Consider the following 11,519-nt stretch of genomic DNA (forward strand, 5'->3'; position numbering starts at 1 on the left):
TTCATTAGCGATTGGCGCTGGTTGCGACAAGGGCACGGGCGGCGGCGATATCGGCATGGATCGCCGCCTTGAGCGCCTCCAGAGAGGCAAAACGCTGCTCTTCACGCAGCTTATGGTGGAAAACCACCGTCAAACGCCGGTCATACAGATCGCCGGCAAAATCCAGAACATGTACTTCGAGATGGGCCTTGCCATCTCCCTGGACCGTGGGTCGTACGCCAATGTTGGCGACGCCGGGCCAGGCCTTGCCGTCGATCTCGATACTCACCAGGAACACCCCGGTCAGCGGTACGCGACGACGCTTGAGCTGCACGTTGGCCGTTGGCGTGCCCAACTGGCGCGCCAGCTTCTGCCCATGCAGGATCCGCCCGGCAATCCGGTATGGCCGGCCGAGCAGGCGCTCGGCCAGTTCGAAGTCGGCGGCCGCCAGGGCATTGCGGACCTGAGTACTGCTGACACGCAGGCCATCCATCTCGACAGTCTGCGCCGCTTCGACAGTAAAACCATGGACGGCGCCAGCCCGCTGCAGGTAATCGAAATCCCCTGCCCGGTCACAACCGAAACGGAAATCGTCGCCCACTTCCAGATGCTTCACATCCAGGCCATCCACCAGGATGGTCTCGACGAACTCGGCTGCGCTGAGCTGGCTCAAGCGTTGGTTGAACGCCAGGCAAAGGACCCGGTCGACGCCTTCGGCCGCCAGCAGCTGCAGTTTGTCTCGCAGCCTGGCCAGGCGGGCCGGGGCGGTGTCCGGGGCGAAAAACTCCCGGGGCTGAGGCTCGAAGATCACCACGCAACTGGGCACGCCCAGCTCCAGCGCACGCTCGCGCAGCCGCGCCAGGATAGCCTGGTGGCCACGGTGAACACCGTCGAAGTTGCCAATGGTGGCGACACAGCCCCGATGCCGGGGACGCAGGTTGTGAAGGCCTCGAACCAGCTGCATAACGCGCTTCTTGCTCATAAAGTGGCCGATTATAACCACACCCGGCGGTCAACGACAGGCAGCACCGTAACCCAAAGTGATCGAACCGACAAAACCGCTGCCCAAGCCTCAGCTCAAGGCCTTGCGATTGAAGTCCCGCAGACGGAAGCCCAGCAGCAGCAACATGCCGAAATACGCCACCACGCCGGCGACAACCAGCACACCCAGGCGCAGGAAACGCTCGGGCATCTGCCCTTCGCCCCAGGCCGGCATGAAATGCATCCCCCCCAGCAGGACCGCCGACATCACCGCCACGGCGATCAGCAGCTTGAGGCCGAATTTTCCCCAGCCCGGCTGCGGCTGATACATTTTCTGCTTGCGTAGCTGATAGAACAGCAGCCCGGCGTTGAGGCAGGCGCCGATGCTGATCGCCAGGGCCAGGCCGGCATGGGCCAGGGGGCCGATCAGCAGAAGGTTGAACAATTGGGTCATCACCAGGGTGAAGATGGCAATCTTCACCGGCGTGCGGATGTTCTGCTGAGCATAGAAACCTGGCGCCAGGACCTTGATCAGGATGATGCCAAGCAGCCCGACCGAATAGGCGACCAGGGCGCGCTGGGTCATGGCGGCATCGAACGCCTTGAACTGGCCATACTGGAACAGCGAAACAGTCAGTGGCTCGGCCAGGATCCCCAGTGCCAGAGCGCAGGGCAGCACCAGCACGAAACACAGGCGCAGGCCCCAGTCGAGAATCCGCGAGTACTCCTGGCGATCCTGGCTGGCGTAGGTCTTGGCCAGGGTTGGCAACAGGATCGTGCCCAGGGCCACGCCCAGTACACCGGACGGTAACTCCATCAGTCGGTCGGCGTAATACATCCAGGACACCGAACCGGCCACCAGGAACGAGGCGAAGATGGTGTTGATGATCAGGGAAATCTGGCTCACCGAAACCCCCAGGATCGCCGGCAGCATCTGCTTGAGCACCCGCCAGACGCCGCTGTCGCGCAGGTTCAGGCGGGGCAGTACCAGCATGCCGATCTTCTTGAGGTAAGGCAGTTGATACAGCAGCTGCGCCAGCCCTCCCACCAGCACCGCCCAGCCGAGCGCCATCACCGGCGGATCGAAATACGGCGTCAGGAAGACCGCAAATATGATCATGCTGACGTTGAGCAGGGTCGGCACGAAGGCCGGCACCGAGAAACGGTTCCATGTATTGAGAATGGCCCCGGCCAGGGATGACAGGGAAATCAGCAATATATAAGGAAAGGTCACCCGCAGCAGGTCGGTGGTGAGCTGGAACTTCTCCGGGGTATCGGTAAAGCCCGGCGCCGTGGCCCAGATGATCCAGGGCGCGGCCAGCATGCCGGCCGCAGTCACCAGGGCCAGCACCAGGGTCAGCAAACCGCTGACATAGGCAATGAACGTACGGGTCGCTTCATCGCCCTTCTGGTTCTTGTATTCCGCCAGGATGGGCACGAACGCCTGGGAAAACGCACCTTCGGCGAAAATCCGCCGCAGCAGGTTGGGCAACTTGAAGGCGATGAAGAAGGCGTCGGTGGCCATACCGGCGCCGAATATCCGTGCGATCAGCGTATCGCGAACGAACCCCAGGACACGGGAAAGCATCGTGATAGAGCTGACGGCAGCCAACGATTTGAGCAGATTCATGAAAAGAGTTTTTGCCTGTCGATAAACAGCAGGCGAACAACGCGCCCACTTGTGCGATACTCCGCGCCGCCAACAGCACTGCGCCAAAGCCCGCGAGTTTACAGGTCGCACGCCGGAAAGAAATCATCCGGTGCGATGTACCTGCCATTCAGCGGAACGCGTCACCCGCCCTTGACAAGACCCCAACTCATCGGCATGATTCGCGGCCTATTTTGTTTGCTATTTCCCAAAAAGTCTTTCGAGGAGCTCGACGGTGGCCAACTCACCTTCCGCCAAAAAACGTGCAAAACAGGCTGAGAAGCGTCGCAGCCACAACGCCAGCCTGCGTTCCATGGTTCGTACCTACATCAAAAACGTAGTTAAGGCCATCGACGCAAAAGACGCTGAAAAAGCCCAAGCTGCTTACGTTCTGGCTGTGCCTGTTATCGACCGTATGGCCGATAAAGGCATCATCCACAAGAACAAGGCTGCTCGCCATAAGAGCCGCCTGAATGGCCACGTAAAGGCCTTGAACGTTGCCGCTGCTGCCTAAGCGACGCGCTCGTTAAAAAACCGACCCCAGGGTCGGTTTTTTATTGCCTGCAATTTGACAGGCACATCAAAAATGCGGGAGCAGGCCCGCTCCCGCACGAGCGATCGACGGGCAGGGTTATTGAGCGTGAGCCCACGGCAAGATCGGAATTGCCGTCACCGCGTTCTGGGGACTACCCTCGATGATCCGATCGCTGTAGACCAGATACACCAGCGTATTGCGTTTCTTGTCGAGGAATCGCACCACCTGCATGGTCTTGAAGACCAGCGAAGTGCGCTCCCTGAACACCTCTTCCCCATCCTTGAGCTCGCCCTTGAAGCTGATCGGCCCGACCTGACGGCAGGCGATGGACGCCTCGGCACGGTCCTCGGCCAAGCCCAGGCCACCCTTGACGCCTCCAGTCTTGGCCCGAGACAGGTAGCAGGTCACCCCATCCACCTTGGGATCATCGAACGCCTCGACCACGATCCGGTCGTTCGGCCCGACGAACTTGAACACCGTCGAGACCTGACCGATTTCCTCGGCCGAAGCCAGCAGCGGCAATGCCAACAGCAAGCCGATCAATCCTTTAGCCAAACCCATGATTTTTCCTTAGACAAGAATCAGGTTGTCACGATGAACCAGCTCGGGCTCAGCCATGTAACCCAGCAGGCCAACAATCGCATCAGACGATTGGCCGATGATTTTCTGAGCTTCCAGCGCACTGTAATTGGCCAGGCCGCGGGCGATCTCACGACCGTCCGGCGCCACGCACACAACCATTTCGCCACGACGGAAACTGCCCTGGACCAGCTTTACGCCCACCGGCAACAGACTTTTATTACCCTGGGACAGCGCCGCCACGGCCCCCGCATCCAACACCAGCGTGCCACGGGTCTGCAGATGGCCCGCCAGCCACTGCTTGCGAGCGGCCAGCATGCCGCGCTCAGGCGAAAGCAGGGTGCCGATGCGCTCTCCCGCCTTCAGACGATCCAGCACCCGCTCCAGGCGCCCACCGACAATGATGGTGTGCGCTCCGGAACGCGCCGCAAGGCGTGCGGCGCGCAGCTTGGTCTGCATGCCACCGCGCCCCAATGCACCACCGGTACCACCGGCAACCGCATCCAGTGCAGGATCGTCGGCACGAGCCTCGTAGATCAATCTGGCATCGGGATTGTTGCGCGGATCCGCATCGAACATGCCGTCGCGGTCCGTGAGGATCACCAGCAGATCAGCCTCGACCAGGTTCGCCACCAAGGCCGCCAGGGTATCGTTATCGCCAAAGCGGATCTCGTCGGTGACCACCGTGTCGTTTTCGTTGATCACCGGAATCACCTTCAGCTCCACCAGCGCCCGCAGGGTACTGCGCGCATTGAGGTAGCGCTTGCGGTCGGACAGGTCGTCGTGAGTGAGCAGGATCTGCGCCGTATGGCGGTCATGCTCGGCAAAACTGGACTCCCAGGCCTGCACCAGCCCCATCTGGCCGATGGCGGCGGCGGCCTGCAATTCGTGCATCGCGCTGGGTCGCGATGTCCAGCCCAGACGACTCATGCCAGCCGCCACAGCCCCCGAGGAGACCAATACCAGCTCGACGCCAGCCTCATGCAAGGCCACCATCTGCTCGACCCACACCGCCATCGCCTTGCGATCCAGGCCCTTGCCATCCGCCGTCAGCAGTGCGCTGCCGATCTTCACGACCCAACGCTGCGCACCCGTCACCTTGCTCCGCATCATCTTCAACCTTTGCCAGCGGACGACGCGACCCAGCGCCACCCATGGGATTATTCGTATTTGCGTTCTACAGATACCAAAACGCCGCTCGAATGAGCGGCGCCCTGGAAACCGGCTGACAGCGATGATACCACCGGCCGAAGCAGTTAAACCCGCCTGCGTGCCAGCCATTTCATCAGTGCCGCCTCAAACGACCGACACCGGAAGAAGATCAATCGCGCACGTAGATGATTTCCGGACCATCTTCATCATCCACATCTTCTTCGTCCCAATCGTCGTCACCGATGTCATGGACCGACTTCACGCCACTGCGACGCAAGGCACGCTGGTCATCCAGTGCCTGCAACTGCGCACGCGCCTCGTCTTCGATACGCTGATCAAGCTCGGCCAGCTCTTCCTTGTAGGCCGGGTCATTGGCCAGGCGATCGGCACGATCTTCCAGGTAACGCATGATGTCGTGGCACAAGCGCTCGGTGCCCTCTTTGGCAATGGCCGAGATCACATAGACCGGACCTTCCCACTCCAGGCGATCGACGATTTCCTTGACCCGCTCCTCATGCTCTTCCTCAAGGATCTGGTCGCACTTGTTCAATACCAGCCAACGATCGCGCTCGACCAGGGCCGGACTGAACTTGGCCAGCTCGTTGACGATGACTTCGGCGGCATCGGCGGGGGAGCTTTCGTCCAGCGGCGCCATATCGACGAGGTGCAGCAACAGACGGGTACGAGACAAGTGCTTGAGGAAACGAATCCCCAGGCCGGCACCCTCGGAAGCACCTTCGATCAGACCCGGGATATCCGCAATCACGAAGCTCTTCCAACGATCGACGCTGACCACCCCGAGGTTAGGCACCAGGGTGGTGAACGGATAATCGGCGACCTTTGGCTTGGCGGCCGAGACCGAACGAATGAAGGTACTCTTGCCCGCGTTCGGCAGACCCAGCAGCCCCACGTCAGCCAGCACTTTCATTTCCAGCTTCAGGTCACGCTGCTCGCCGGGCTTGCCTGGCGTGGTCTGGCGCGGCGCACGGTTGGTACTGGACTTGAAACGAGTGTTTCCCAACCCATGCCAGCCACCATGAGCCACCAGCAGGCGCTGGCCCGGCTTGGTCAGGTCGCCAATCACTTCCTGAGTGGCGGAGTCGATCACCGTGGTACCAACCGGCACGCGCAGGACCAGATCCTCGCCTTTCTTGCCAGTGCAGTCGGTGCTGCCGCCGTTGGAGCCGCGCTCGGCATCGAAATGCCGGGTGTAGCGATAATCCACCAGGGTGTTGAGGTTTTCATCGGCGACCATGAAGATCGAGCCGCCATCACCACCATCACCGCCGTTCGGACCGCCGTTTTCAATGAACTTTTCCCGACGGAAACTCATGCAACCATTGCCGCCGTCACCAGCCTTCACTCGAATCGATACTTCATCAACAAACTTCATGACACACGCCTCTCGTCATATGGACGAGCCGAAAAAAACAAGACATAAGACTCTTGCAAAAATGAGCGCAGCGGCCTGATTCACGCCCAACTGCAGCGCCGACAGCCCATACAAACAGCTTTGCAAGAGACTCACCCCACAAACGAAAAAGCCCCGTCGCAAGACAGGGCTTTTCCAGCGATCTCGCTATTAAGCTGCGATAACGCTTACGTAACGACGACCGAAGGCGCCCTTTACTTCGAACTTGATCACGCCTTCGATTTTAGCGAAGAGAGTGTGATCCTTGCCCATGCCTACGCCGTAGCCAGCGTGGAATTGGGTGCCGCGCTGACGCACGATGATGTTGCCTGCCTTGATAGCCTGGCCGCCATACATCTTCACGCCAAGGCGTTTGGCTTCTGAGTCGCGACCGTTACGGGTACTACCACCAGCTTTTTTGTGTGCCATGAGTTCAATTCTCCTAGTGAGGAATTAGGCTGAAATTAAGCCTGAATACCGGTGATTTTGATCTCGGTGTACCACTGGCGGTGGCCCATACGCTTCATGTGGTGCTTACGACGACGGAACTTGATGATGCGGACTTTATCGTGACGACCTTGGGAGATCACTTCAGCCACAACGGTAGCGCCAGCAACGACTGGAGCGCCGATATTCACGTCGTCGCCATTGGCGACCAACAGAACGCGATCAAAAGTCACGGATTCGCCAGTGGCGACTTCCAGTTTTTCGATCTTCAGGTATTCACCTGGGGCGACCTTGTATTGCTTGCCACCAGTAACGATTACTGCATACGACATGGTATTTCTCCGATAATCCTGCTCACCCAGCGCTTTATAGGAAAAGGTATTGGCTGGCATGGCTGCATGGGCTGGAAGGCCCGGGATGCAATTGCGTAAGGCAGGTGCTGCCCAGGAAGTTCAGGGTGCGCGATTGTACGCAAGCCGACGAAGCCTTGCAAGTGGCCGCCAATCCCGCCAAAGCTTCACGCCTTGACAGGCCTGGGTGTGGGTCCTAGCATGCCGCGCAACCCTTCTGGAGCGCCTGTCGCTGATGCAACCCCAAGCTTTCTACCGCGCAGTGGCGGACGATTTTAGTGCCGTCGACGGCATCATCAAGAAGCAGCTGACTTCCCGAGTGCCGCTGGTATCGAAAATCGGCGACTACATCACCTCGGCCGGAGGCAAGCGCCTGCGTCCTTTATTGGTGCTCCTGTGCGGCAAGGCCCTGGGCCGGGAGGGCGACGACCTGCGCCTGCTGGCCGCCACCATCGAGTTCCTGCACACCGCTACCCTGCTGCATGACGACGTGGTGGACATGTCCGGCATGCGCCGCGGCCGCTCCACCGCCAATGCCATGTGGGGCAATGCCCCAAGCGTGCTGGTGGGCGACTTCCTGTACTCGCGCTCGTTCGAAATGATGGTCGAGCTGGGCTCGATGCCGGTCATGAAGATCCTGTCCCAGGCCACTCGCATCATCGCCGAAGGCGAAGTGCTGCAGCTGTCCAAGGTACGCGACGCCAGCACCACGGAAGAAACCTACATGGAAGTCATCCGCGGCAAGACCGCCATGCTTTTCGAAGCCTCGACCCACAGCGCCGCCGCCCTGGCCGGCGCCAACGCCGAACAGAGCGAAGCCCTGCGCACCTTCGGCGACCACTTGGGCGTAGCCTTCCAACTGGTGGACGACCTGCTGGACTACAAGGGCGACGCCGAGACCCTGGGCAAGAACGTCGGCGACGACCTGGCCGAAGGCAAGCCGACCCTGCCGCTGATCTATACCATGCGCGAAGGCACCCCCGAGCAGGCAGCGCTGGTACGCCAGGCGATCCAGAAAGGCGGCATCGAGGATCTGGAAAGCATCCGCGAGGCCGTCGAGGCATCCGGCTCGCTGGATTACACCGCGCAACTGGCCCGTGACTATGTCGCCCGCGCCATCAAATGCCTCGATGCCCTGCCGGCCAGCGAATATCGCGACGCACTGGTGGAACTGAGCGAGTTCGCGGTCGCCCGCACCCACTGACATCCCTGGGATTTTTTCTGGCGTGGGGGTTTTCCCCCGCCGGGCTGCGAAGCAGCCCTAAAAGTCATTCCCCGTGTCCCAGGCAGATGGAGTTGAGCACCGCTCTTGGGGCTGCTACGCAGCCCAGCGAGGACAAATCCCCTTGCCAAAGGCCTCCAAACGCAGCGACGTCACCCTCCCACAACAAAACCCTATATAATGTGCGCCCTTTTGCCCTCCTGATACCCAAGGAACCTTAGTGAGCACGTTGCCACCCTGCCCGAAATGCAATTCCGAATACACTTACGAAGACGGCACCCAACTGGTCTGCCCGGAGTGTGCCCACGAATGGTCCGCCAGCGGCGAAGCTGAAGCGGCAGCCGACGACACCGTGAAAAAAGATTCGGTCGGCAACGTCCTGCAGGACGGCGACACCATCACCGTGATCAAGGACCTCAAGGTCAAGGGCACTTCCCTGGTGGTCAAGGTAGGCACCAAGGTGAAGAACATCCGCCTGTGCGACGGCGACCACGACATCGACTGCAAGATCGACGGCATCGGCCCGATGAAGCTCAAATCCGAGCTCGTCAGAAAAGTCTGAGCCTTCTGTATTCCATCCCGCGCCCTGCGTGGGATGGTGCCTACCCCTCCCCGCTTTAGCCCCGTTACTAGCACCTTGGCCAAACGCCAGCCATCCGAACCACCACAACCCATCGTCCGAAAAAAAATCGGAATACAAATAGACGCTTGCTATTTAGCGAATAGGAATTATTCTCATCGAACCCATCAAGGAGATGAGAACCATGACTTATTTGATCGATGCCTGGCTGGACCGCCCACACCCCTACCTCAGGATCCTGCATCGGGAAACCGGGGAAGTCTGTGCGGTACTTGAGGAAGAAGCCCTGAGCGAACTGCAGGACCAGGGTGACCTGGACCTCAACAGCCTGAACTCCAGCGAGCCGCTGGTGCTCAAGGAGCTGGTGCGCAATCTGTTCCTGTTCTGCTACGCCCGGGCGTTGCGCCCCACTGGCGATTTCAATGGCAGGCTGCACGGATGAATGCGCAGCTCATGGGGGAGCGGGTTTGCTCGCGAAGGCCGTGTGGCCGTTAACGACAACGTCGCCTGGCAGTCCATCTTCATCGGACCGCGGCCCGGAGCAAGCCGGCTCCCACATGCATTTGCCCAGTGCAAGACCGGGCAGGGTCTTACAGGACGTCCAGCAGCTCGACGTCGAACACCAATACGCTGTGCGGCGGGATGCTGCCAACGCCTTGAGCGCCGTAAGCCAGTTCGCTCGGCACGTACAGGCGCCATTTGCTGCCAGCGTTCATCAGTTGCAACGCTTCGGTCCAGCCCGGAATGACACCACCCACCGGGAATTCGGCAGGCTGGCCACGATCGTAGGAGCTGTCGAACACAGTGCCGTCGATCAGGGTGCCGTGATAGTGGGTACGCACCTGGTCTTCACGGGTCGGCTTGGCGCCTTCGCCCTGGGTCAGCACTTCGAATTGCAGCCCCGACGCCAGGGTGGTGACGCCATCGCGCTTGGCGTTTTCAGCCAGGAAAGCGCGACCTGCACCAGCAGCGGCTTCAGCCTTGGCGGCGGCTTCGGCTTGCATGATTTCGCGGATGACCTTGAAGCTGGCAGACATTTCTTCCTGGCCCACACGGCTCGGCTTGCCGGCGAAAGCGTCGGTCAGGCCAGCCAGGATCGCGTCCAGGCTGACGCCCGGCGGTGGGTTGTCGCGCAGCTGGTCACCCAGCTGACGGCCGATACCGTAGCTGACGCGGGTTTCGTCGGTGGACAGGTTAACTTCGGACATGGTGCTGCTCCGCTATGCGGACGGCTCGGGAAATCGCCGTGCGTGACACAGCGCCTCCCGAAGCGCCCGGAACCAAAAGGGCGAGCAGACTAGCACAGATGCCGCGGCGGGTGACGTGCCCTTGCATCAAAGATACCCCGCCAGAAACGACAACGCCCGCCTGTTTTTAGACAGACGGGCGCTGCGCCAGGACGATGGGCTGGCCTCAGTGCTTGGTCAGCTTGTCCAGATACCCCATGGCAAAGGCCGACACCACGAAGGTCATGTGAATGATCACGTACCACATCAGGTGCTCGGGATCGACGTTCTTGGCGTCCATGAAGATGCGCAGCAGGTGGATGGACGAGATCGCCACGATGGAGGCCGCGACCTTCATCTTCAGCGAAGAGGAGTCCATGGTGCCGAGCCAGTTGAGCTTTTCCTTGTCGGAATCGATGTCCAGTTGCGAGACGAAGTTCTCGTAGCCGGAAATCATCACCATCACCAGCAGGCCACCCACCAGCGCCATGTCGATCAGCGACAGCAGCACCAGGATCAGGTCGGACTCGGCCATGGAGAACACATTAGGGATGACGTGAAAGACTTCCTGGAAAAATTTCAGCGCCAACGCCAGCAAACCCAGGGACAGCCCGAAGTAGATCGGCGCCAGCAGCCAGCGGGAGGCGTACATTGCGTTTTCGATAAAGCGTTCCATTGATTCTCACACCAGGGCTGAAAATGGCGGCGAGTATACCAGCCACCATCTGCCCCACAAACGCCGGGCCCGTCCCTGGGCCCTGCCCTTGTATCAAATTCTTACTTAATGAAACGGTCCGGCACCGGCGCTCAACGGGGTGGACGGAACTCGAAGCCGCCGTTGCGACTGCGCCCGCCATTGATTTCACGCAGCTGGGCTTGCATGTGCAGGCACCAGATCTGAGGGTCGTCGGCCAGTTCGTAGCCATGCAATGTCAGGCTCTGGACGATGGTATCGAGGATGGACTCGGCCGCATTCGGGCCTGGGAAAGGCCCTTGGGCCTTGAGAGCGGAAGGTTGTTCGCCGGCCATTCCGGCGGCAAAGAGCAAGGTCCACATGCCGTTGTCGCCCGCCAGCGGACGGATGGCGCATTCGATCCGGGTGACCAGGCCCAGGCATTGACGGGTAAGGCAAAGGTTGCGCGACATGGCGGCGCCCCTCAGTGATACGGTGTTCAGCCCCGAGAGGCTGTTTCGATCCGATGATGATCTCTCGCTATCCTTGAACTGAGGATAGAAGAAAAGTTCCGCCAGCAAGCCCACCAAGACCAGAATGCGCCGAATGGTCATAGTGTGAATATTGACGCCAAAGCGATGGCTTTTCTTGAGTTGACCCAATCATTGCGGGAGCGGGCTGGCTCGCAATGGCGGTGTTTCAGTCAACGGCATGTTCACCGAACAACCACCTTGGC

14 protein-coding genes are annotated in these 11,519 nt (G+C 60.3%); 4 read left to right on the forward strand and 10 right to left on the reverse strand.

Annotation, left to right across the window (positions count from 1 at the left end; genetic code table 11):
• Nucleotides 1–4: 4 nt before the first annotated feature.
• Nucleotides 5–943, reverse strand: a complete 939-nt coding sequence (gene ribF, locus AC1M7R_RS07110; protein ID WP_072398596.1) for a bifunctional riboflavin kinase/FAD synthetase — start codon at nt 941–943, stop codon at nt 5–7.
• 108 nt (nt 944–1,051) lie between these two features.
• Entirely contained in the window at nt 1,052–2,590 is a 1,539-nt protein-coding gene (gene murJ / locus AC1M7R_RS07115) for a murein biosynthesis integral membrane protein MurJ (RefSeq protein WP_072398595.1), read from the reverse strand.
• A 253-nt stretch (nt 2,591–2,843) separates the two neighbouring features.
• Between murJ and rpsT the strand changes: the two genes are divergently transcribed.
• On the forward strand, nt 2,844–3,122 hold the full coding sequence (rpsT, locus tag AC1M7R_RS07120; RefSeq protein ID WP_020798646.1) for a 30S ribosomal protein S20: 279 nt from the start codon (nt 2,844–2,846) through the stop codon (nt 3,120–3,122).
• Nucleotides 3,123–3,239: 117 nt separating this feature from the next.
• Here rpsT and AC1M7R_RS07125 read toward each other — a convergent pair whose 3' ends face one another.
• The 5 genes from AC1M7R_RS07125 to rplU all read right to left on the reverse strand — a co-directional run bounded on the left by AC1M7R_RS07125 (nt 3,240) and on the right by rplU (nt 7,064).
• Entirely contained in the window at nt 3,240–3,704 is a 465-nt protein-coding gene (locus AC1M7R_RS07125; protein WP_072398594.1) for a CreA family protein, read from the reverse strand.
• A gap of 9 nt (nt 3,705–3,713) precedes the next feature.
• Nucleotides 3,714–4,832, reverse strand: coding sequence for a glutamate 5-kinase (gene proB, locus AC1M7R_RS07130; protein WP_072398593.1), 1,119 nt, complete (start codon nt 4,830–4,832; stop codon nt 3,714–3,716).
• A 211-nt stretch (nt 4,833–5,043) separates the two neighbouring features.
• Entirely contained in the window at nt 5,044–6,267 is a 1,224-nt protein-coding gene (gene cgtA, locus AC1M7R_RS07135) for an Obg family GTPase CgtA (protein ID WP_072432001.1), read from the reverse strand.
• A gap of 189 nt (nt 6,268–6,456) precedes the next feature.
• On the reverse strand, nt 6,457–6,714 hold the full coding sequence (rpmA, locus tag AC1M7R_RS07140; RefSeq protein WP_053153633.1) for a 50S ribosomal protein L27: 258 nt from the start codon (nt 6,712–6,714) through the stop codon (nt 6,457–6,459).
• A gap of 35 nt (nt 6,715–6,749) precedes the next feature.
• The gene (gene rplU, locus AC1M7R_RS07145; RefSeq protein ID WP_007950961.1) at nt 6,750–7,064 is read right to left on the reverse strand and encodes a 50S ribosomal protein L21; all 315 of its coding nucleotides are present in this window, start codon (nt 7,062–7,064) and stop codon (nt 6,750–6,752) included.
• Nucleotides 7,065–7,317: 253 nt separating this feature from the next.
• Here rplU and AC1M7R_RS07150 point away from each other — a divergent pair, with 253 nt between their 5' ends.
• The 3 genes from AC1M7R_RS07150 (at nt 7,318) to AC1M7R_RS07160 (ending at nt 9,326) form a co-directional block, all read left to right on the forward strand.
• On the forward strand, nt 7,318–8,286 hold the full coding sequence (locus AC1M7R_RS07150; RefSeq protein ID WP_072398591.1) for a polyprenyl synthetase family protein: 969 nt from the start codon (nt 7,318–7,320) through the stop codon (nt 8,284–8,286).
• Nucleotides 8,287–8,524: 238 nt separating this feature from the next.
• The gene (locus tag AC1M7R_RS07155; protein WP_490610317.1) at nt 8,525–8,866 is read left to right on the forward strand and encodes a zinc ribbon domain-containing protein YjdM; all 342 of its coding nucleotides are present in this window, start codon (nt 8,525–8,527) and stop codon (nt 8,864–8,866) included.
• Between the two features lie 202 nt (nt 8,867–9,068).
• Nucleotides 9,069–9,326 (forward strand): PA4570 family protein, encoded by a 258-nt coding sequence (locus AC1M7R_RS07160; protein WP_072398589.1) that lies wholly within the window; start codon nt 9,069–9,071, stop codon nt 9,324–9,326.
• Between the two features lie 148 nt (nt 9,327–9,474).
• Here the strand turns inward: AC1M7R_RS07160 and bamJ are convergent, their stop codons facing one another.
• The 3 genes from bamJ to AC1M7R_RS07175 all read right to left on the reverse strand — a co-directional run bounded on the left by bamJ (nt 9,475) and on the right by AC1M7R_RS07175 (nt 11,256).
• Nucleotides 9,475–10,092, reverse strand: coding sequence for a BamJ family beta-barrel-assembly machinery protein (gene bamJ / locus AC1M7R_RS07165; protein WP_072398588.1), 618 nt, complete (start codon nt 10,090–10,092; stop codon nt 9,475–9,477).
• Between the two features lie 205 nt (nt 10,093–10,297).
• Complete coding sequence (locus AC1M7R_RS07170; protein ID WP_042731944.1) at nt 10,298–10,786, reverse strand: TIGR00645 family protein; 489 nt, start codon at nt 10,784–10,786, stop codon at nt 10,298–10,300.
• 131 nt (nt 10,787–10,917) lie between these two features.
• On the reverse strand, nt 10,918–11,256 hold the full coding sequence (locus AC1M7R_RS07175; RefSeq protein WP_072398660.1) for a PA4575 family protein: 339 nt from the start codon (nt 11,254–11,256) through the stop codon (nt 10,918–10,920).
• Between the last annotated feature and the right edge of the window lie 263 nt (nt 11,257–11,519).

This window comes from Pseudomonas sp. MS01C9 (assembly GCF_058202755.1).

Coding starts and splice junctions, on each gene's coding strand:
- ribF (WP_072398596.1), bottom strand. CDS start 943: ATGCAGCTGGTTCGAGGCCTTCACAACCTGCGTCCCCGGCATCGGGGC.
- murJ (WP_072398595.1), bottom strand. CDS start 2,590: ATGAATCTGCTCAAATCGTTGGCTGCCGTCAGCTCTATCACGATGCTT.
- AC1M7R_RS07125 (WP_072398594.1), bottom strand. CDS start 3,704: ATGGGTTTGGCTAAAGGATTGATCGGCTTGCTGTTGGCATTGCCGCTG.
- proB (WP_072398593.1), bottom strand. CDS start 4,832: ATGCGGAGCAAGGTGACGGGTGCGCAGCGTTGGGTCGTGAAGATCGGC.
- cgtA (WP_072432001.1), bottom strand. CDS start 6,267: ATGAAGTTTGTTGATGAAGTATCGATTCGAGTGAAGGCTGGTGACGGC.
- rpmA (WP_053153633.1), bottom strand. CDS start 6,714: ATGGCACACAAAAAAGCTGGTGGTAGTACCCGTAACGGTCGCGACTCA.
- rplU (WP_007950961.1), bottom strand. CDS start 7,064: ATGTCGTATGCAGTAATCGTTACTGGTGGCAAGCAATACAAGGTCGCC.
- AC1M7R_RS07150 (WP_072398591.1), top strand. CDS start 7,318: ATGCAACCCCAAGCTTTCTACCGCGCAGTGGCGGACGATTTTAGTGCC.
- AC1M7R_RS07160 (WP_072398589.1), top strand. CDS start 9,069: ATGACTTATTTGATCGATGCCTGGCTGGACCGCCCACACCCCTACCTC.
- bamJ (WP_072398588.1), bottom strand. CDS start 10,092: ATGTCCGAAGTTAACCTGTCCACCGACGAAACCCGCGTCAGCTACGGT.
- AC1M7R_RS07170 (WP_042731944.1), bottom strand. CDS start 10,786: ATGGAACGCTTTATCGAAAACGCAATGTACGCCTCCCGCTGGCTGCTG.
- AC1M7R_RS07175 (WP_072398660.1), bottom strand. CDS start 11,256: ATGTCGCGCAACCTTTGCCTTACCCGTCAATGCCTGGGCCTGGTCACC.